This window comes from Xenorhabdus aichiensis, assembly GCF_028598775.1.
Taxonomy (GTDB): domain Bacteria; phylum Pseudomonadota; class Gammaproteobacteria; order Enterobacterales; family Enterobacteriaceae; genus Xenorhabdus; species Xenorhabdus bovienii.
Map to the genome: position 1 here is coordinate 1 of NZ_JAQRFO010000065.1, position 18,132 is coordinate 18,132.

24 protein-coding genes are annotated in these 18,132 nt (G+C 51.9%); all 24 read right to left on the reverse strand.

All coding sequences use genetic code 11. From position 1 onward, the window contains the following. Positions 1-1,595, reverse strand: a 1,595-nt coding sequence (locus tag PSI22_RS19430; protein ID WP_273581168.1) for a TipJ family phage tail tip protein, incomplete at its 3' end; no start/stop codon positions are given. Between the two features lie 51 nt (positions 1,596-1,646). Next, positions 1,647-2,222, reverse strand: a complete 576-nt coding sequence (locus tag PSI22_RS19435; RefSeq protein ID WP_273581169.1) for a tail assembly protein — start codon at positions 2,220-2,222, stop codon at positions 1,647-1,649. A 47-nt stretch (positions 2,223-2,269) separates the two neighbouring features. Then, a complete protein-coding gene (locus PSI22_RS19440; RefSeq protein WP_273581170.1) occupies positions 2,270-2,665 on the reverse strand; it encodes a hypothetical protein in 396 nt (131 codons plus the stop codon). A 68-nt stretch (positions 2,666-2,733) separates the two neighbouring features. Continuing rightward, a complete protein-coding gene (locus PSI22_RS19445; RefSeq protein WP_273581187.1) occupies positions 2,734-3,447 on the reverse strand; it encodes a C40 family peptidase in 714 nt (237 codons plus the stop codon). A 10-nt stretch (positions 3,448-3,457) separates the two neighbouring features. Next, entirely contained in the window at positions 3,458-4,198 is a 741-nt protein-coding gene (locus PSI22_RS19450) for a phage minor tail protein L (RefSeq protein WP_273581171.1), read from the reverse strand. Positions 4,199-4,206: 8 nt separating this feature from the next. Next, a complete protein-coding gene (locus PSI22_RS19455; protein ID WP_273581172.1) occupies positions 4,207-4,560 on the reverse strand; it encodes a phage tail protein in 354 nt (117 codons plus the stop codon). Further along, positions 4,560-7,910 carry a tape measure protein gene (locus PSI22_RS19460; RefSeq protein ID WP_273581173.1) on the reverse strand — a complete coding sequence of 1,117 codons (3,351 nt, stop codon included), beginning with the start codon at positions 7,908-7,910 and terminating at the stop codon, positions 4,560-4,562. The genes PSI22_RS19455 and PSI22_RS19460 overlap by 1 nt, the downstream gene beginning before the upstream one ends. A gap of 10 nt (positions 7,911-7,920) precedes the next feature. Beyond that, on the reverse strand, positions 7,921-8,193 hold the full coding sequence (locus PSI22_RS19465) for a phage tail assembly protein T (RefSeq protein ID WP_273581188.1): 273 nt from the start codon (positions 8,191-8,193) through the stop codon (positions 7,921-7,923). An 11-nt stretch (positions 8,194-8,204) separates the two neighbouring features. Further along, a complete protein-coding gene (locus PSI22_RS19470; protein ID WP_273581174.1) occupies positions 8,205-8,603 on the reverse strand; it encodes a phage tail assembly chaperone in 399 nt (132 codons plus the stop codon). Between the two features lie 5 nt (positions 8,604-8,608). Further along, positions 8,609-9,082 carry a phage tail tube protein gene (locus PSI22_RS19475; protein ID WP_038226528.1) on the reverse strand — a complete coding sequence of 158 codons (474 nt, stop codon included), beginning with the start codon at positions 9,080-9,082 and terminating at the stop codon, positions 8,609-8,611. A gap of 57 nt (positions 9,083-9,139) precedes the next feature. After that, a complete protein-coding gene (gene gp17 / locus PSI22_RS19480; RefSeq protein WP_273581175.1) occupies positions 9,140-9,475 on the reverse strand; it encodes a tail completion protein gp17 in 336 nt (111 codons plus the stop codon). After that, positions 9,472-9,918 carry an HK97-gp10 family putative phage morphogenesis protein gene (locus PSI22_RS19485; RefSeq protein WP_273581176.1) on the reverse strand — a complete coding sequence of 149 codons (447 nt, stop codon included), beginning with the start codon at positions 9,916-9,918 and terminating at the stop codon, positions 9,472-9,474. The genes gp17 and PSI22_RS19485 overlap by 4 nt, the downstream gene beginning before the upstream one ends. Further along, a complete protein-coding gene (locus PSI22_RS19490; protein ID WP_273581177.1) occupies positions 9,915-10,235 on the reverse strand; it encodes a phage head closure protein in 321 nt (106 codons plus the stop codon). The genes PSI22_RS19485 and PSI22_RS19490 overlap by 4 nt, the downstream gene beginning before the upstream one ends. Continuing rightward, the gene (locus PSI22_RS19495; RefSeq protein WP_273581178.1) at positions 10,213-10,539 is read right to left on the reverse strand and encodes a head-tail connector protein; all 327 of its coding nucleotides are present in this window, start codon (positions 10,537-10,539) and stop codon (positions 10,213-10,215) included. Before PSI22_RS19495 ends, PSI22_RS19490 begins: the two co-directional genes overlap by 23 nt. Positions 10,540-10,580: 41 nt before the next feature. After that, a complete protein-coding gene (locus PSI22_RS19500; protein WP_273581179.1) occupies positions 10,581-11,789 on the reverse strand; it encodes a phage major capsid protein in 1,209 nt (402 codons plus the stop codon). 14 nt (positions 11,790-11,803) lie between these two features. Beyond that, the gene (locus PSI22_RS19505; protein WP_273581189.1) at positions 11,804-12,457 is read right to left on the reverse strand and encodes an HK97 family phage prohead protease; all 654 of its coding nucleotides are present in this window, start codon (positions 12,455-12,457) and stop codon (positions 11,804-11,806) included. Next, positions 12,435-13,673, reverse strand: a complete 1,239-nt coding sequence (locus tag PSI22_RS19510) for a phage portal protein (RefSeq protein WP_273581180.1) — start codon at positions 13,671-13,673, stop codon at positions 12,435-12,437. Before PSI22_RS19510 ends, PSI22_RS19505 begins: the two co-directional genes overlap by 23 nt. Continuing rightward, a complete protein-coding gene (locus PSI22_RS19515; protein ID WP_273581181.1) occupies positions 13,673-13,849 on the reverse strand; it encodes a hypothetical protein in 177 nt (58 codons plus the stop codon). The genes PSI22_RS19510 and PSI22_RS19515 overlap by 1 nt, the downstream gene beginning before the upstream one ends. Before the next feature lie 9 nt (positions 13,850-13,858). Further along, positions 13,859-15,595, reverse strand: a complete 1,737-nt coding sequence (locus PSI22_RS19520) for a terminase large subunit (RefSeq protein ID WP_273581182.1) — start codon at positions 15,593-15,595, stop codon at positions 13,859-13,861. Between the two features lie 3 nt (positions 15,596-15,598). Continuing rightward, complete coding sequence (locus PSI22_RS19525) at positions 15,599-16,033, reverse strand: phage terminase small subunit P27 family (protein ID WP_238099819.1); 435 nt, start codon at positions 16,031-16,033, stop codon at positions 15,599-15,601. 341 nt (positions 16,034-16,374) lie between these two features. Further along, positions 16,375-16,725, reverse strand: coding sequence for an HNH endonuclease (locus PSI22_RS19530; RefSeq protein WP_273581183.1), 351 nt, complete (start codon positions 16,723-16,725; stop codon positions 16,375-16,377). A 66-nt stretch (positions 16,726-16,791) separates the two neighbouring features. Beyond that, positions 16,792-17,097: a hypothetical protein gene (locus PSI22_RS19535; RefSeq protein WP_273581184.1), complete on the reverse strand. Its 306-nt coding sequence runs from the start codon at positions 17,095-17,097 to the stop codon at positions 16,792-16,794. A 339-nt stretch (positions 17,098-17,436) separates the two neighbouring features. Further along, on the reverse strand, positions 17,437-17,820 hold the full coding sequence (locus PSI22_RS19540) for a hypothetical protein (protein WP_273581185.1): 384 nt from the start codon (positions 17,818-17,820) through the stop codon (positions 17,437-17,439). A 58-nt stretch (positions 17,821-17,878) separates the two neighbouring features. Then, the gene (locus PSI22_RS19545; RefSeq protein WP_273581186.1) at positions 17,879-18,085 is read right to left on the reverse strand and encodes a crAss001_48 related protein; all 207 of its coding nucleotides are present in this window, start codon (positions 18,083-18,085) and stop codon (positions 17,879-17,881) included. Between the last annotated feature and the right edge of the window lie 47 nt (positions 18,086-18,132).

The window sequence follows — 18,132 nt, forward strand, 5'->3', positions numbered from 1 at the left end:
CGCCCTTCCGCTTTGCCAGAAGGCAGGTTCAGAATTAACCGTTCGCCCACTTTTGCAGACGATACCCTGTCTAATGTAATGTTACGCCCATCCACCGCACTGATACGCCCACCCAGCACACGACCGGAAAACATTTCATCCGCTACACCGACAATGTAACCGGGTAAGGGGATCTTTCCATCCAATCCCACCGTAAACGACACCATCCGGTCATATTGATTGGTATGCAGTACCCATTTTCCGCGCCGGATAGCCTCACTCTGTCGGGTGCAGCCAATCGCGGTGATATCGGCTTGCTTAACCTGAAATCGGCGTATCAACTGGTGATCAAAAACAGGTTCTACCGCATCCTGATAGCCGTTTTGGGGATCTGACCAGCTCACCATCGCGGTAGAGTAATGGGTCTTCTCGCTGGCACTGGCATAAGTAAACTTACCGTCCCGAACATTGGCGCGGGTGTAGATGTAATCCATATCTCGCGGCATATCGGCCAGCGCATTCATGTTATTGTTTGCCCAGAACGTCATGCCCCGAAAGATACCGGCAATGTCACGTAAAACCGTCCAGGCGTCCTCTTGTGACTGGATATACACATTGCAGGTAAATCTCGGCTCCTGACCGCCCTTACCATCAGGCACAAGCTGATCACAATATTGAGCGATGCGGTACAAATCCCATTTTGCCAGCGCGAGATTCTCCGCTTTCACCCGTGTACCGATACTGAACCGGTCATTTATCATCAGGTCATACAGTACCCACGCCGGATTGTCTGTCCATGCCCATTTAAACGACCCGTCCCAGACACCGGAATAATGGCGGCTTTCAGGGTCATAGTTGGCCGGAACGCGGATGATGCGCATCTTCGGCTCACACGATACCTGGGGGATATTGCGGAACTGTTTGGCATCAAACTGAACAAAAAGTAAGGCGGTTTCGGGGTAACTCAGTTTGGCATCAATGACCTCAGTGATCGCTTCTACCACCATCGCATCCGCAATCCGGTTAGTGGTCTGTTTCGGGGTCAGACGGCGCACACAAACCTGCCAGCCTGAATGTGCCTTGGGCAGATCAATACGGTGTGAGCGCTCATATTTGGTGGTTGTTTTGCCATCGGCGGCTGTCTTCAACACTTCCTGATACGCCCCGCCATCGGTGGCAACATCTATCGCGTAGTCAATGACATAGCCGACAGTATCGCCGTCATCCTTCTGTTCCTGCAACTGTGGACAAGATAACCTAATACGTACCGCAGACAATTGAGTATTGGTGACCGAGCGTACCCATGACTCGGTTAACTCCGCGCCAACTGTAATATCATTTTCTACCGCAGGCATGCCCGGTATGTAATCCTGATGGGGTGTGCCGGGGCGAAATTCCCACTTCACCCCCTGAAAATTTGCCTGACCATCAGGGCCAATAATCGGCGTGTTATCCAGAAAGATATTGGTGCCATCTAAACCACCCGCAAACTCTCCTTCGCCCAAGGCTAATAAGATTTTAGCGTAAGAGGTCGATTGCAAGGAATCGGGCGACTCGACCGGAGTACGGGGGCTTCCACCGCCGCCTTTACTGCCCCGAATTAACTGATTAGCCATATTTCACCCATAAAAAAAGTCGCCGTAGCGACCTGTTAAGACTGTTGAGGGTTATTGCTGATCTTCTGCATAGATACCCGCCGAGATAATGGCACCGCCTATTCTGCGTCTACCGTATCCAATCGGAACCGGATTTCCCTGTGCGATGGAGTTGACTGGCCCGCCAAACGCATAGCTGGGTTTATTGTCGGGATCTTCCCGTCGTGCCAATCCGCCCGGCATCGGTGATAACATCTGCACCACGCCCCCCAGCATCATAGAAGCACCGGACATCACGAGTGGAACGCCATAAGGGGTTGCCCACAAAAACACCCCGGCCACTACCATCACCGCGCCGAGAATAGTCTGGAAGATACCCGCCTTTTTGCTGCCAATGATCACCGGTACAATCCGAATGTCGCCCTCACCAGATAATTCCAGTTCGTCGCGGTTGATATTGCGTTTTCCGATGAATACGGCAAAAGTCAGTCCGCGCTCTTTGGCGGTCAGCAGGAACTTTTCAAAGCCATCAATCAGGACAGACAGTGCCCTGATAGCCTCTATGGGGGATGAGACTGCCAGCTTATACTCTCGTCCGAATTGGGGTATCAGCACGCCGGACAACCGTATTGTTCGTAACGTATTCATAAATTTACTCCATAAAAAAACCCCCGTTAGGGGGTTGTAAGTTCTAATTATTTCAATAGAATTATCGGCTTAGATTTTTCGCAAAATTCATCCCATTTTGAGGAAATTAGCTCTGAATCACTATCAATCACCACCGTGTCATTACTGATATTAACAATGAACTTCTTTTTCCCAGTATAACCACCATAGCTATTTTTGGCGTTAACCATACCGCACGCAATATCGGCATGCTGGCTGCTCGGATATATATATTCGAAGATAGCAGAATCAGGGTCTTTAAGGGAATTTCTCACTGACACTCTCGCTTTTTCAACCACTGAGTTAGAAATATCAGCAAGTTCCTGCGGTTCGCTTTCAGTCTTCCCCTCTTTGTACCCTGAAAATATGAATAGTCCTGCAAAAACTATAACAAACGCCAAAATAGTTATGATTTTTTTATTCATGACATGATCCCATCTAATTAGTGTAGGTGTGCCTCTGCAATTTATTATATTTTAACCACAAATGAAAATTACAAACTATTTGTGAAATTATGCTTCAATATTTTCACTGCTCTTTCTTGCCAATACCCACTATAAGGCACACGATTACTGAGTTGTCCATACATATGATGTAGCATCAGCCCGTCTCCGATATACACACCCGCATGATTAGGTTCGCTGGCCTGTACCTGCATAATGATGACATCACCTATCTGTAATTCACCACTACATTCAGTAAACCCAGCATCCGCATAATTCTTCATATACAGGTTTTCGCCGCGTTCCCACCAGCCATCTGAGCGTTCAAAATCGGGGAGTTCAATATTACGTTCCAGCCGATACCAGTCACGGACAATGGCGTAACAGTCCCAGATACCGTGCACGAACGGACGACCCAGCAAGGGTTTAATCCCCTCAGTCGGCATAACAGTACGGATATCTCCCTCTGGCCATGAGACAATAATCCACGGCACTTGTGACAGGTCACATTGTGCGATATCCAGTTGACTGGGTTGTGTCGTGGCATCGGGGTGACTGTGGACGATGGCAACAATAGTACCGATATCCTCAGCCTCGGCGTAATCGGCTGGGTGCATGCTGAACTGTTCTGTCGGAGACGGTGCGGTATTGCGGCAACGGATATATTGCTGCTTGCGGCTATTTTGAATCACCAGACCACAGCACTCATTAGGGTATTCTGTTTGTGCGTGATCCATGATGGTATCGATAATATGTTTACGCAGCGTTTCCATATCATCGCCTTAATAAGGCTGAACCGGGGAAGCCACCAAAGGGAAGTTGATTTCCTTTCCCGAAGCGCAGCTCACATCCTGTTGACAATAATCCAGAGCAGGCATCTTTTGATGGATCATCTGTTGGGTTCCCCTCCTCATCAAAATAACGATCACCGGTATAGTTGCAGGGGGATTGTCGATATAACCCGCGCATACACCACGTACATACGCTGTGTATCTGCCGGGTCGGAATTTGAATCCCTTGCAGGTCAGCCGGAGAAGACAAGGCAAACTTGATGGCCGTATTGTCCTCATGCGTCTTACTGTCAATATAGTAGACGTCTATTTTCTCCTGCGTCGGGTTAGCTTCCGGGTTACCTTCGGGGAAATTACGGGCATCCAGATAATGCGCAAAGGTCATGCGAATAGTGACACGCGCCTGCGCCATATTCTGATAAGCTAAACACATGGCGCTAATAGTCCCGTCGAGATTAGCCACACTGAGCGTCGGTGAGGCTGCACTGCCATCACTGCTGACCTCCAGACCTTCAATTCTCACAGGCCACGGCTTATACTCCACTCCTTGCCACCAGATAGACTTTATGGGTAACTGATCGGGGTTTTCCAGCTCATTTTCTGTGTACGGGATAGGTTGATTATGAAAATACAGTTCTGGCCCACCAAAGGCCGAGCCATCAACAACAAACAATAGAATCTTATCCCCCGGCGCAAGACGCTGGAGATCGGCATTAATTGTCATGAGATATCCTAGGGTTGGTAAGTGGTTTCAAACGTGGCGGTGAGTTGATACATCTGTTCATGCATGCCGTTCATGCCCAAAGCTGTTACCCGGTGTCCCTGACAAACATACAACCCCAGCTCAGATAAGGGATTACGCCACTTGAAGGATCGCCACCCCTGATGACGAAGCAAGAACTGGCGGATTTCGCCAATATATTGCTGGTTGCCAACGAAAGTTAACGGCCAGCTTTGATGATTACTGTTGATGCCGTCACCACTCCGCTGACTATACCCATCCCCAAACTGAACAGTGCGCACCCGCTGAGTAATATCACCCGTCGGATTGACACGCGGGATATAAGTAAATTCTTCTTGATTCATTACCTTCCTCCTTTTATTGCACGGTTGAGCACACCGCCTTGACCTAAATCTCTGCCTATCAATGCACGATAACGTTGATCAACGAACCGCCCTATCTCACTGCCAAACTGTTCCCACCCAGGAGACGAAGTTGAGTCAGATCCCTTGTCACTAATGACAATGCTGACTTGCGGCGCAGTACCGGCACTCACTCCCGCGGGCATCAGCGCACGAACGCCCAGCGAACCATCAGCGGCACGGGTGAGCGGCATGATGGCTTCTGGCCCCGCCTCCCCCATTAGTCCTGCGCCCTTAGCAAAGGCAAAGAAGGTGGGTGTGCTAACAACCTGCCCACTGTAGGCGCTGAGACTCGGTGAATCATAGACCCCACCTTTGGCATTGACTGAGATGTTCTGGGGCAACATGGGTACGGCCTGACCATTAGCGAGCGTTGTCCCTCCGCCGCCCGCGCCACCGAAAAACCCACCAGCCACGCCCATGATGGATTTCAATATATTGCTGGTCAGAATAGCTTCCGCTGCCATATTCATCAGGTTCTGGATAATGCTTTGTGTGAGGGAGGCAAACAGGCCGATCATGCCGTCCTTGAATGACTGGGTGCCGGTCAACATGCCCGTTAACATGTTAGTCATGCGTTCTTTTGTTACGGTAAACAGATCCACCGTCATTTTCTGTATCCGTCCCTGACTGGCATACAGTTGCATCGCTGCCTCATAGCGGCGTTCATTAGTTTCATTATCCGCGGCAATAATTAACTCATTTTTGCGTTGCTCAGTGATAATAGTTGAATCAGCATAGGACTGATAAAGCGCCTTTTTGCGTGCCAGTTGGTTATCCAAATCCTGTATTGGGTCAACTTCGCCCCGTAAATCCTCTCTGGCGGAAACGGCATACTGCTGTTTAGCGCTTGTGTTGCCCCTGACCTCATCTCGCCAGATATCATCTTTGCGGCGTCCGTATTCTTCCGGTGTGACATCCTTATTTTTAAACTGGCGCTCTAACTGCTCACGGGCTTTCTTGGCACTCTTGGCGGTATTGCGGAAAGGATCATTTGAAATAGCGTCCTGTAGGTCTTGGTATTTCTGTTTGGCTTCTTCCAGTGTTTTATTCAGCCTGATAAGCTCCGAACGTTGCTGACCGGACCATTTAGTCCCAGATTCCAAAGAGGCCGCAAACAAATCAGCGGCGGCATCTCCTTCTTTGTATCTGACAACCTCTATTTGTATTTCCCTATTGAGGTTAGCAATTTTCTGTTGATAATCCGCTGTAATTGATGCCGCTTTTCTAGCTGCGGCGGTAGCTTCCTGTTCCGCTTGTTTTTGTGCTCTATTGGCCTCTGTTAAATCATTTGTTGCTGTCGCAGCCCCCATCTTTGCAGCAATATAATTTTCACGCCATCCCGGTGGCAGATTTAGATCATCAGCCTCATACGTAGCTTGCTGATGAACTTTGTTCATTCCTTGTAAACCAGCTAGAACTTCCTCACGCCGAGCTTTATCTATAGCGTCCTGCTGCTTGCTATCTAATGCAGGTAGCTGCATACCAGGAAATATAGGAGGGGTAGCGTTAGTATTTAGTCCTGTGACGCGATTTAATTGTTCATACATGGCAGACAACGAACCCACCGCACCAGCTAATTCAACTGTTTTTGTGATACTTTTTTGCAAAGCGTCACTACGCAGAGACTCTGTGTTCCGTAACTTTTCTGTCTGCTGCTCTAATTTGTATGTTTTTTGTGATAGCTCTCCCTGAACATCAACAAGTTTGTCCTGTATTTCCTTCAATGTATAAAAGGTATTGAGACGAGTTAATATTGGACTTTCCTTTGATTTGGCTTCCATATCGCGCAAAGCCTTCAATGAATCCCGTATTTTTCGTATTTCTCCTTCTGTATTGACTATTTCCTTCCTCTGCGCAGCAATAGAATTAGACGCATCAACCACTGTCGATTCAAGACCAACTCTAGACATCTTAGTTAGCTGTTCTCTGACCTGATCAACGCCATCCGCATAGGCAATTGCAGTTTTTCTCGCTTGTTCATTTTTTTCATGGACATACAACCAAGCAGCGCCGATCCCTAAGATAATTCCCGGAATACCACCCACCGCCCCCAATAACCCTTGCCCCATACGAAGACCAAGAGATGCAACGCCATTAAGACGGTTCCTTGCGGCGTCCCTCGCCCCCAGATTGGCACTGAGTCCGGCTTGTGCCGCAGCTAATCGTCTTTCTGCTACTATTTGAGCCTCTATATCTCTAGCTGCCAGTACTGCCCTTTGCGCTCGATATACTGCTGCTCGTGCTCTGGCAGTAGAAATCTGCGTCCCCCGAACTTGCACCTGAGCCAGTGCAACCTCTCCCTTGTAGGCATTCCAGATACTGCCCGTTGCTGTGATTGCCCCCGATATCATGCCACCAAAGAAACGGGCTGCCCCGACTGCCACCAAGACCCCGGCGACGGTCGCGACAGCATCGATATTTTTCGCCACGCCATCCAAAGCACCGGACAAGGTGGTGGTCGCACCGGTGGTCTGGTTAGCGCCCCCGACCCACTGCTGGAAGGCGTTCATGACCCGGGTTGAGGCCGCGCTCACGCTATTCGGCATCGAATCGAATTCTTTATGCAGGGTTTTCAACTGACTGATTAATGCCGGAACAATCTTCGGCGTGGTCAGTTCCCCGGCATCCGCCAGTTGTTTCAGGTCTTTCTGGGCGACCCCCAGCCCATCAGACAGGGCTTTCATGATCCGCTGCCCCGATTGGGCGACCGAGTTAAAGTCCTGTCCCCGAAGTACGCCACGCCCTAACGCCTGTGATAACTGGGTGATGAGGGAGGCGGTCTCTTCGGCGGACGCCCCGGACACTTGCAGGCCAGTGGCCAAGGAATCGGTCAGGGACAGGATATCTTTTGTCGAATAACCGTATTCCCGCAAGGCGCTGGAGACGCGGGTGAACAGGCTGGCATTGGACTCAAAGGTTGAGCCGGTATACTGACTAATCCGCAGCAACCCTTGCTGGGCGTTTTTGAAATCCTCTGTTGAGGTTGTGGCCAGCTTAATACGGGCATTCAGGGAGTTGTAACTGTCCGCCATGCTGATGAGACGTCCGGTCGCAAACATCCCGGCAAACGCCCCCGCCATGCCTTTTGCCGTGTCCCGTACGGAGGCCAGTTGTCCGTTCAGTTCCCGCATCGCCTGCTGGCTGTTACGGCTGGCAGACGCCGCCTGACGTCCGCCCTTTTCCATCGTCCGGTAATAATCCGCCCCCATCCGGGAGGCACGGGCAATTTCCGACTGAAATGAGGCCGAATTTGCCGAGATTTTGATAATCAGTTCACGCAGTTTTGCCATAAGAAATGACTCACGATAAGTTGGACAGGAAACCTTCCAGATCAGAGAACGCCTGATCATCCTGTTGGGGATCGGCCCCCCATTGCAGCAGGGCATCTTCCAGTTTGACCTTGCCGCCCTGCGACTGATAAACCGCTGAGGCTATCTGGGCGGCCTGAATGTCACCACGGCGATCACTGAGGGGACTGCGCCGGTCGTAGGCCATCCAGCACAACAATTCACTGGCACTCAGGTCCCGTTGCAGCTCATGCAGGGTTTTGCCGAGCCGCAACGCCAGTGTCATCATGAAGAAGGTCAGGGGCTCTTTGACTTTTTTTCCGCGTCGGCCTGTGACGTCATTAAATCCAGCGCCTGATGCAGTAACCGGGCATGCACGGGACCGTAAATCCCCGCCACGGTGTCGTTATCGTCAGGAGAAAATACTTGTTCACCGTCTTCATCCCACAACACATCGATAAACAGCACCACATCCCCCCGGACATTGCGGCGGGTCTTCTCCGCGACCGACAGCGGCTGCGCTTCCTCATCCTCAGTGGGAGAAATAATCTCCTGCCAGAGTGCCCACGCCCCCGCTGAGGGTTCGCGCAGGATCACGACAACATCGCCCCATTCCGGTACCGTGACGGGTTTACTGCGAAATCCCGCGCCGGGTGCCAGTGCTAACGCCCGTAAATCTTTCTTTGCCTTTGCCATGGGATTTATCCTTGTGAAGTGTCTTTAGTTAACGTAGTCGCTTGCTTGAGGGGAACGGGCTTGCCTTTCAGTCGCAGGGTAAACGACGCGGTAACCAGACCACTGGCAGACACGCTCCATGAGTTCTGCCGCACTTCGGCTAAAAAGGCATAGCCATTCCCGGTCGGGAACTGCACCTTAAAAGCATGCAATTCATCGGTGTCGTAGGCATTGCGTAGGGTGTTCTGCCCGGCTTCGTCGGCTGACCAGTTACCGGACAGGGTAATTTCGCCCGGTGCCGCCAGACCGTTAGTCATTTCCTGCTCGGTGGAACACAGGGTGGTGACCTCAATGTCACTTTTCTGGCCACCGGTGTAGCTGACCTCTTTCGTGGTGCAGTCAATATCCTGCCAGACGGCGGTGACCGGGTTCGCTTCTTTTGCCGCCGTGGCCGAAATGCTGACTTTCGTGCCCTGGGCTTTTTCGTACTTACTGCTCATGGGAGATTCTCCAGAAATAAAAAAACCGTCCGCAGACGGTCAGGGGAAAAGGGTTTGTTACTGCCAGATTTGGCATTCCAGCGTGGCACGGTACAGCCCCGTGTCAGACTCGTAGCTGTGGGTTTCGCTCAGTTGGGTCGGTTTAAGCGGCATAAGGGCTATTCTGGCCTTATCCCGTATCATCCGCGCTGCATCAATGGTCAGTGCATAGACATCAATTTGCAGATTGTTCAGTTGCCCGGCCTGCCCGTTCAGCACATCCTGATCAATGCTGTAGAGCGAAAAGACACACCACGGCGGGGAGACAGGCGGCGCTGATTGCGGCGCGACATAGGGAAAGACCTGATCGGGCAACACTGGGGCCAGTAAGGGGAAAATATCGGCCTCCGTCATTTCGATAGCACCTCATCAATGGCCTGATTCAGCCGTTTCATCGCAAATTCGGCCGCGGCATCCGATTTACGGTCAAACGCGGGACGAATAAACGGTTGGGCGGCCATCTTTGAGGTGCCATTCTCCAGAAAACGCCAGTAATAGGCGTTGCGCGGATCGCTGGCCTTCATGGATTTATCGCTGTTGGTGCCGTTGGCGTTCGCGCCCCGGACATACACCCCGGCAGAGACTTCACCCTTGCGGATCTTCTGATTAGATGCCACGATGTTACGCGCCAGTTTACCCGTGCGTTTCGGCGCTTTCTGCCGGGTTTCGTCACGCAATACGGTCGCCCCGGCATACGTCGCCTGCCGCAATACCTGAGTATTTTCGGCTTTGCTGAGCAGTTCCAGATCCCGCGCAATCTCCCGCAATCCCGAAAAATCTAAATCGGTGATAATCATGCTTTCACCCCCTGTTTACACAGTAATTCAAGCTGGGTACATTTCCCATCAGGAATGACGGCCTGAATGTCATACACCTGCCCCTTGAATACCAGACGTGACGCACTCGTGATGTCTGCACGGTAACGCAGCCAAACCCGTACGGTGGCTTCGGACAGTGCCGCCCCGGAGGCCAGTAATTCCCGTCCGCTGATGTGTTTCACCTCCGCCCAGACCGTGGCGATATCCTGCCATTCCTGCACTTTCTGGCCGGAAGGCAGTCTGGCCTGAGTAAAGTTCTGTAACGTGATGCGATTACGAAGCCGTCCCGCCTGCATGTTGACCTCCTACCGGCCTGATACGGTAATCATTGAGCAGCTCCTTAAAGCCACTCGCTAATACGTTGGGTTCACGGTGCTCATACCAAAAACCCACCGCCAACATCAGCGCCAGCTTAATTAAGGGGGTAATCAGCATGCCGTCAGGATCATCATCAGGCACTTTCTCGTCATACAACTTGCGGTTCAGGTAGTTCTCGGCCTTTTCTATTGCGACAGTCAGGTAGGTCAATAACAGTTCATCGTCCTGCGTTTCATCTATCCGGCACTGCAACCGCAGTTCTTCGATTGTCGGTAATGGCATGTTTCCCCCGGTAAAAAGGCGGCACGGTGGCCGCCTGATAATTACTTACCGCCACCCGCTTTCAGCAGTTTCACCGCGTTGCTGTCCACCAGCAAAGACCCTACGCGCTTGGTGGTGTAGAAGTGGATGAACGGCTTGTGGGTGTACGGGTCACGCAACATGCGTACGCCCATGCGATCCAGAATGGTGTAGCTGCGTTTGAAGTTACCGAAGGCTACCGGGATAGCGTCCGCGCCCAAATCGGCAAACTGCTCATTTTCCGCAATGCCGTAACCCAGCAACGCAGACGGCTGGCCCAACTGCAAGCCCGGCTGCCACAGGTAGTTGCCCTGACTGTCTTTCAGGGTACGCACGGTGAACAGCATCTTGTTGTTCATCATGAACTTCGCCCCGTTGCGGTACGGCTTGCGCAGGGTGTAGATCAGCTGCATGATTTCGTCCGCCGTCACTTCGGTCGGCTTTTTCAGCAGCAGGTGCTGCAAGGTGCCCCACTTGCGATCCTTGTCGGACAGTGCGTCACTGCCGTAAGCCAGCAACCCTTTCGGCTTCTTGACCCCGTCACCGTGGGTAAACGCGTCTTCTTCCTGTTCCGCAAATTCCTGCGCCAGTTCCGCCGTGATGAAGGCTTCCACATCAAAGAAGGCATCGTCCAGCATGGTCTGGGTGGCGGCGGGGTTGGCGTAGATTTCGCCCCAGACCGGTTCGATGGGCGCTAGTTTGGCCGTTTGGGTTTCAGACCGTTCGTCCGTTTCGCCGACCCAGCCGCTGTTGGTGCCGCCCTGATTGACCAGCCGCTTAAAGTTGGGGTTACTTACGGACACCACGCTGCATTCTGCCCGCATCACTACCTCATCCTTCAGGACGCTGATGATATTGCGATCCAGTTCTTCGGGAACGGCATAGCCGCCATCGGGATCGCTGACGGTCTGCATGGCTTTCTGCTCCAGTTCGGCCAGTCCGTCATCCTTACCCTTGCGGATAAACTGGGCAAAGGCGGTTTTGTGCTCCGTCACGGCCTTGTTATTGCTGCCGCCTGCCGGACGTTTCAACCCCGCCAGTTCTTCTTCCAGCGCCGTTTTCAGGTCATCCAGTTCGGACAGCTTGCCGTTCAGGGTGTCAACCTGCCCCGCCAGCTTGCCTTTTTCGGCCTCAATCGCCTCAAAGCGTTTATCATTCTTCTCTTTGAACTCGTCAAAGCGCCCCTTGATTTCCTGCGCGACCTGTTCAACGTCTTTCAATTCAACTGCCATAATGGACTCCGTGATTATTCAAAAGTAATAGTTTTCAATGCATTCAAAATGGACACGTCCGTTTCAGCGTCACGCAGAGACAACGCGCCGTACCCCTCAGCCATAAAAGCCTTGGCCTGAGAGCGGGAGAGTCCAACGTCGCGCAGGACCCGTTCAATACTTTTTGGTGCAGGAACGTCACCCCGGGCAAAGGCGGATTTCACCTCACTGACCCGGGCTTCGTCATTGGCCGGAAAAGTCACCAGACTCACTTCCCACAAATCGAGATCTTTCAGTAAAAAGGCCTCTTTCGTCCGGTCGTATTCCCAGTCTTTCAGGATGTAACCGATGGACAGACCGGACAGTGACCCCGCTTTCAGGTGGGCATGCGCCCGTTTCGCCAGCGGGTCATCGTCAATCAGCAAGCGCCCCCGGAGATACAGCCCCACCTCATCTTCTTTCATCTCGGTATAGATACCGATGGGTTCATCCATCCGGTGCTGCCAGAGAAGAGCGGGTAAGCTGCCTTTTTCGCCCCACTGCTTCAGCGAGTTTTCAAAGGCACCGGGTAACACAATATCGTCATAGCTGTCTTTGACCCCGAACACCGAACCGTAGCCTTCGAACTCGCCGGAGTCGCTGACCGATTTGATTTTCAGGGGAATATCAAGCCGTTGTTTCGTCATCATCGGCATGGGATTCAGTCTCCGTCTTGGGTTTGGGGGGTGAATCGGGATCGGTCGTCATGTTCATCGGGGTCAGGTAGATATCCCCGCCTTCACGCGGGTTCAGCTCTTCCAGTTCCCGGCATTCGTTCGGGGAGTAAATACCCCAGTTAATGCCCCGGGTGTACGCCTCGAAGCGGGATTTCATGTCCCCGCGTAACAAGGCCCCGGTGTTGAACTTGGCATAAAACCGCCCTTGCTTAGTTCCCTTCACCAGCCCGGCATTAATCCGCTGCTCGATACGGGTCAGGTACGGCACCAGCGAATAGTTAATGAAACCGATCCCCAGATTTTCAATGTTGTTAAAGGTCGCCCGGTCGGTGTTCTGCACCATATGCAGGGGAACGCGAAATATCCGGCAAATCTCTTCGAGCTGAAACTTACGGGTTTCCAGAAACTGGGCGTCTTCGGCGGACAGGCTAATCTGACTCCACTTCAACCCCATTTCCAAAATGATGGGTTTATGGGCATTCACCAACCCTTGATGCTGCGCCTCAAAATCCGCTTTCAGGCGGTCAAAGGCCTCATCCGTCAATTTTTCATCGGTTTGCAGTACCCCGCTGGTCACTGTCCCGTTACCGAACAGCCGGGAGCCGTGCTCTTCGGTCGCCAGCCCCAGTCCAATCGCCTGTCGCGCATAGGCAATCGGGCTTAATCCCGTCAGGCCATCCAACGTGAAGATACGCACATGCCAGATCTCATCCTGAGTCAGTGTCCGGCTATCCCCGTTCGGGAAGGTGACCTGATATTCCGGCAGCCAGTCACTGTTCAGTTTGGGGATAACGCTGCCCGGATCCAGGGGGAGTAATTCCACCACTTCGCCGAGGGCCTTGACCTTGTAGGCGTAAAAGTTGCCGCGCAGACACAGACAGGCAATCAGCAGCTCCCAGAATTCCTGCGGGGTCATGTAGTTGTTGGGTTTCACCGACAGCAGGGTATTCAGCCGTTCGCGGGTCGCCCGTTTGTTACCCCGCTCCAGTTGTTCATAGAGCGAACAGGGCAACATGCCGACCGATTCCGCCAGTACCCGCACACAACTAAAGACGGCCGTTAATTGCATGGCCATCCGGGGGCTGACCCGCCGCCCGGTGTAGGTGTCATACGACAGGCCAATCAGTTCACTGAGTTCACGCGAGGTCATCGGTTCAGCGGATTTTCGAAACAGTCCGGGGAAAAACATCAGGCCCCCTTATCTGACTTGCGATCCGGCATACGGGACACCAGATAAGACCAGCCGAGACATAACCCCCCGGCCACTATAAACCCCGCCGCCGGCAGCAGCAGCCATGCCCCGTAAGACAATAGACCGCCGCCTGCCAGTCCGACCAGCAGGGCAGCAAAGAGTAATATTTTCATGAAAGTACCTCAGAGGGAACGTAAACCCCGGGCCATCAGCACATCAGACAGGCTTTCCGGTTGTTCGCCCCCGTTCACCAGCAGGCGGCTCATGGCGGTAAACAACGCGACGGGCCCGTCTATCTTGGCTTCCGGCGTGGATTTGTCGGGGAAAATGTTGTCGTTCTTGTCGGGTTTGGCGGTGACGTTGCTCATCATCCAGTTCATGACCGGGTGATCGTTATGGTGGAACTGACCACTGTAGACCAGCGCTTCCAGCGATTTCATGGCTTCCGACAAATTGCGGACCGTCTGGGACACCTCAATCAGCGGCAACCCTTCTTCGGCCAGTGCCCGGCTGAACTGAGTGGCACTCCACGGGTCAAAGCCGATTTCTTTCAGGTTTTCCCCGGCCACCCAGTGCTGCAATTCTTCCTTTATCTGGACATGATCGACGACTTCACCGTCCGTCAGCGTTAAGACGCCCATCTCCCCCCACTTGCGGTAGAGTTCGGCCATCTGACGGGAGCAGCGTTCAATCCGGTCTTCCGGCAGCCAGAATTTAAAGTCGGCATGCACATGCCCGTTATTGCCCTGCCAGACCTTGACGGCCGCACAGATATCTATCTTGTTCGCCAAATCCACCCCGACCCACATCGGGTAGGTTTTCAGCTCATGCGGCGGGGACACCGGGTCGCAGTCGTCCCATTTGAGCATGTCCATCCACGCCGATTCGGCCGTCACCCACAGGTTCATGTGCTTGGTGAAGAAGTTATGCCGGGCAGAGACCTGTTCTTTGGCCTTTTTCGCCAGCCGTCTCAGGTCATCCCAGCGTTTGCAGATACCCAGCCCCGGATTGGCCTTTTGCCACACCGTTTCATCAAAGGGATCGTCCTCTTTGTCGAGGGTGTAGATAATGCCGAAGAAGGTGTCATCGGGCACCTGACCGCGCAGCACCTTGACGGTATAGTCGCGCAGCTCGTAGCAGATACCTTCCTTATTGAATCCCGCCGTGGTGATACCGAACAGCAGCGATTGCAGCCGGGCACCGGTGGCGGTTTCCAGTACGTCCCACACATCCCGGGTCTTGTGGGCATGCAGCTCATCGACAATGCCGCAATGGATATTGAGGCCGTCCAGGTTGTTGGCATCACTGGACAGCGGCTCAAACTTGGACGCCGACTGTTCCTGATAAATCGCCAGCTTATTGAACGCAAACAACCTGCCCAAAGTGGGTCTGGCCTGTTTGATCATGTTCTTCGCATCCTCAAATACAATGCGCGCCTGATCACGGGTCGTGGCCGCCGAATAGACTTCCGCCCCGCCCTCACTGTCTGCCCCGGTCATGTATAGCCCGATGCCGGAGGACAATGTTGATTTGGCGTTCTTGCGGGCGACTTCGTTATAGGCGGTACGATAACGGCGCACCATCACCGGGCGACCGCTGCCATCATTGCGCAGGACAGTTTCGCCGGTCTGTTCATTAATCAGCGGACGGACAAAGCCAAAGATATTGATGAGAATAAAAACATGCCAGTCCATCAGCTCAATGGGCTTGCCTGTCAGTGCCCCTTTGACGTGGGGGACAAATTTGTAAAAGTTCAGGATATGCTGAGCGCGGGGTTCACTAAAGCTGATCCCTCTTTCTTCACCGGTTTTCAGGTCATCCAGAAAACGCTGACAAGCCAGCCGCACCAGTTCACCGGACACAATCTCACCCGCCACGACGCGTTCCGCGTAGCGAATGCCTTCAGCCACTTTTGCCATGCGTTAATCTCTTGCTTTAAGGAAATCTTCCAGAGGGTCAGCCTGATCAGGGCTGTTCATGTTCACCTTGGCGCGGGTTGACGGGGTCATGCCGAATTCCCCCAGCATGGCGCGCAGACGTTTCCACGCATCGGCTTTCATCACCGCGGCGGGGTGCGCCTTAATGATCTTATCGCCGGTCGCTGACGTGGTGGGATAGGTATAGCCTGCCTGCTCCAGTGTGTCACAGTGGTGCCGGTACTCAACATACGCTTCCACCAACAATTCCAACGCCTTCGCATCCAGTTGACTCATCACCCCGAGGGCATCCAGTTCCTCCGCCATGCGCTTGAACCAGTACTTGCCCTGCTTGTCAAAATACTTCGGGGTTGGGGGGACCCCTGTGGGCGGTTTGGGTTCGTTTTTATTGATCGGGCGTTTCGATGGGTTCCCCCTCACCAGACGCAGGTGGGTCGGGGTTTTGGGTGGCCCTGACATGATCGGTTTCTCCTATTAAAGACAGCATGGGGAGTCCCATAAAAAAGTTTGCTAACCTGCGGCGATGTGGAAAGAGGTAAGGCGGCGGTCCCCTGGGGCGAGAGTGCCAGGGATTTGACCCTCCCCTCCCCTTGAGTGACCATGACTGATGATATTGTTACTAATGAAATTAAAATTATCTCAGGATGCTAACCATCGTTATCATCACCATTAATATGATCTACAAATGAAATTAAATATGAATGTCGACCCCATCACCCGCCATCTCATCACTGACCGTGACAGTTTCACTTGTTTCTCACTCATCGTAGTCTCTCCGTCGCTGTCTTCGCTCTATGGCAAGACCAGCATAATAGAATCAGATTTGTTAACGCATCCGTGCCACCGTGTGCCTTGGGCTTGATGTGGTCAACGGTTGTACCTGTCACTGCCCGGCCTTCACGTAAGCATTGCTGGCATAAATGTTTATCTCTGGCCTTGATAGTTGCCCTTAACTTGTCCCACTTGCTGCCATAGCCGCGTTCGTGTCGGCTCTTCCCTTGCTGGTGGTTCTCCCAGCCGGTGTGAAGGTGATCAGCACAGTAGCCGCTTCGGTCGGTGGTGGTCTTGGGGCAGCCCTGCTTGCGGCAGGCTCGAGGGATACGTGGCGGCATGTGCTGCCCTCCAAAAGAAAAAGCCACCTGTGTTAACCGATGGCCTTATGACAAATATGGCATTAATTACGTTCTCATTGGAATATGCAATTTTACAGGCTTTTCTCCGGCTTCTTGGCACCAATTATTAAACTCATTCACCACCTGCATTAATTCACTATCAGCGGATGAAATATTGCTTAACAACCCATGCATTAACTCTATATCAAACACTGTGATTTCCGGTGGGGTGAGGTAACTACTCCCTTTCGCAAGCCGTGAAACTTCTGCCCTCAACTCATTAATGAATTTATTTCTCTGAATATCTAATTCTCTGAGTTTTTCTTTCAAAACCTTACAACGACCAATGGCTTCAAAATTTAATCCGGCCATGATTACCTCTTCGAGTCTTATTTATGGAAGTCTTTAGATGTTAATGAAAACCAATTCATTGTCTACATAGCTATCACGACTCAATGAATCATGAGGGCAATGCAGGCCGTCTCTCCGGCTGTCACACCGCTTCTTCTGCCTACAGCGGATGTTGCTGATAATGACTGTCTAGGGCATTGATTATTTTTGATTCTGACCTGTACGCTCGATGCAAAGGGAACATGTCATGGCTAATACAGGCAGACGGCGATAACCCGGCGCGGTGAAATCCAGATACAAAAAAGCCACCCGCGTTAACTGATGGCATGGGGTGTTGTTATAGTCACTGAGTTGTAGGGGCTACTTAATCAGTGATGCTGCGTATTCGAGTAGGTAGAGTTTTGGCGCTAGCCAGATTTTTAGCCAATCAAGACTTAACCACGCTACGGGCAAAAAGGTCGCCATATACGCCAGCGTTATTAGCATTATTTCTGGATGATCAATGAATTCATCACCCGCCCATTCCTTGCGCAGGTATTTAAAAACTTTCCACGAATAATATTGGAAGAACATAAACAGAACAGCCCCAGCAACAGTAAAGATTAATGATGAAGCAAAATTCCACACTAATAGTTGCTGCACAACGTCTGGTATTTGCGCCTGACTGAAGCTAACGGCTGCATCAATTCCATCGTTAGCTTTCTTTAATAACTCTACGAGTATTTTTTGAGATTCTTCTTTCATTGACACTGACTCCTAACATACTCCTGCAACCCCAGCATCACTTGCTCTGAGGTTGAAATTAAAATCGCCTAATACGTTTATGCAGAATCTCTGAGTACATTTTCATTGCTGACAGTTGTGCATCTAGTAGAAATTGGTCAATTTCTTCTAACTTTCTATAGGTGGAATCACCAATGAAATTAGATAATTTCTCAATCTTTTGATCTAGCTCGGTTGCTTCATCCATGACACGTTGTTGATGTGGTTGTATTTGATAGCTCGTCATTTCTTCACCTTATAACATTTAGTATTAACGTAATCTTGCAACCCCAG

What these genes read in the sequence shown, in the direction of transcription:
- PSI22_RS19435 (WP_273581169.1), bottom strand. Translation starts at nt 2,222, where the DNA reads ATGAATACGTTACGAACAATACGGTTGTCCGGCGTGCTGATACCCCAA.
- PSI22_RS19440 (WP_273581170.1), bottom strand. Translation starts at nt 2,665, where the DNA reads ATGAATAAAAAAATCATAACTATTTTGGCGTTTGTTATAGTTTTTGCA.
- PSI22_RS19450 (WP_273581171.1), bottom strand. Translation starts at nt 4,198, where the DNA reads ATGACAATTAATGCCGATCTCCAGCGTCTTGCGCCGGGGGATAAGATT.
- PSI22_RS19455 (WP_273581172.1), bottom strand. Translation starts at nt 4,560, where the DNA reads ATGAATCAAGAAGAATTTACTTATATCCCGCGTGTCAATCCGACGGGT.
- PSI22_RS19460 (WP_273581173.1), bottom strand. Translation starts at nt 7,910, where the DNA reads ATGGCAAAACTGCGTGAACTGATTATCAAAATCTCGGCAAATTCGGCC.
- PSI22_RS19465 (WP_273581188.1), bottom strand. Translation starts at nt 8,193, where the DNA reads ATGACACTGGCGTTGCGGCTCGGCAAAACCCTGCATGAGCTGCAACGG.
- PSI22_RS19470 (WP_273581174.1), bottom strand. Translation starts at nt 8,603, where the DNA reads ATGGCAAAGGCAAAGAAAGATTTACGGGCGTTAGCACTGGCACCCGGC.
- PSI22_RS19475 (WP_038226528.1), bottom strand. Translation starts at nt 9,082, where the DNA reads ATGAGCAGTAAGTACGAAAAAGCCCAGGGCACGAAAGTCAGCATTTCG.
- gp17 (WP_273581175.1), bottom strand. Translation starts at nt 9,475, where the DNA reads ATGACGGAGGCCGATATTTTCCCCTTACTGGCCCCAGTGTTGCCCGAT.
- PSI22_RS19485 (WP_273581176.1), bottom strand. Translation starts at nt 9,918, where the DNA reads ATGATTATCACCGATTTAGATTTTTCGGGATTGCGGGAGATTGCGCGG.
- PSI22_RS19490 (WP_273581177.1), bottom strand. Translation starts at nt 10,235, where the DNA reads ATGCAGGCGGGACGGCTTCGTAATCGCATCACGTTACAGAACTTTACT.
- PSI22_RS19495 (WP_273581178.1), bottom strand. Translation starts at nt 10,539, where the DNA reads ATGCCATTACCGACAATCGAAGAACTGCGGTTGCAGTGCCGGATAGAT.
- PSI22_RS19500 (WP_273581179.1), bottom strand. Translation starts at nt 11,789, where the DNA reads ATGGCAGTTGAATTGAAAGACGTTGAACAGGTCGCGCAGGAAATCAAG.
- PSI22_RS19505 (WP_273581189.1), bottom strand. Translation starts at nt 12,457, where the DNA reads ATGATGACGAAACAACGGCTTGATATTCCCCTGAAAATCAAATCGGTC.
- PSI22_RS19510 (WP_273581180.1), bottom strand. Translation starts at nt 13,673, where the DNA reads ATGTTTTTCCCCGGACTGTTTCGAAAATCCGCTGAACCGATGACCTCG.
- PSI22_RS19515 (WP_273581181.1), bottom strand. Translation starts at nt 13,849, where the DNA reads ATGAAAATATTACTCTTTGCTGCCCTGCTGGTCGGACTGGCAGGCGGC.
- PSI22_RS19520 (WP_273581182.1), bottom strand. Translation starts at nt 15,595, where the DNA reads ATGGCAAAAGTGGCTGAAGGCATTCGCTACGCGGAACGCGTCGTGGCG.
- PSI22_RS19530 (WP_273581183.1), bottom strand. Translation starts at nt 16,725, where the DNA reads ATGCCGCCACGTATCCCTCGAGCCTGCCGCAAGCAGGGCTGCCCCAAG.
- PSI22_RS19535 (WP_273581184.1), bottom strand. Translation starts at nt 17,097, where the DNA reads ATGGCCGGATTAAATTTTGAAGCCATTGGTCGTTGTAAGGTTTTGAAA.
- PSI22_RS19540 (WP_273581185.1), bottom strand. Translation starts at nt 17,820, where the DNA reads ATGAAAGAAGAATCTCAAAAAATACTCGTAGAGTTATTAAAGAAAGCT.
- PSI22_RS19545 (WP_273581186.1), bottom strand. Translation starts at nt 18,085, where the DNA reads ATGACGAGCTATCAAATACAACCACATCAACAACGTGTCATGGATGAA.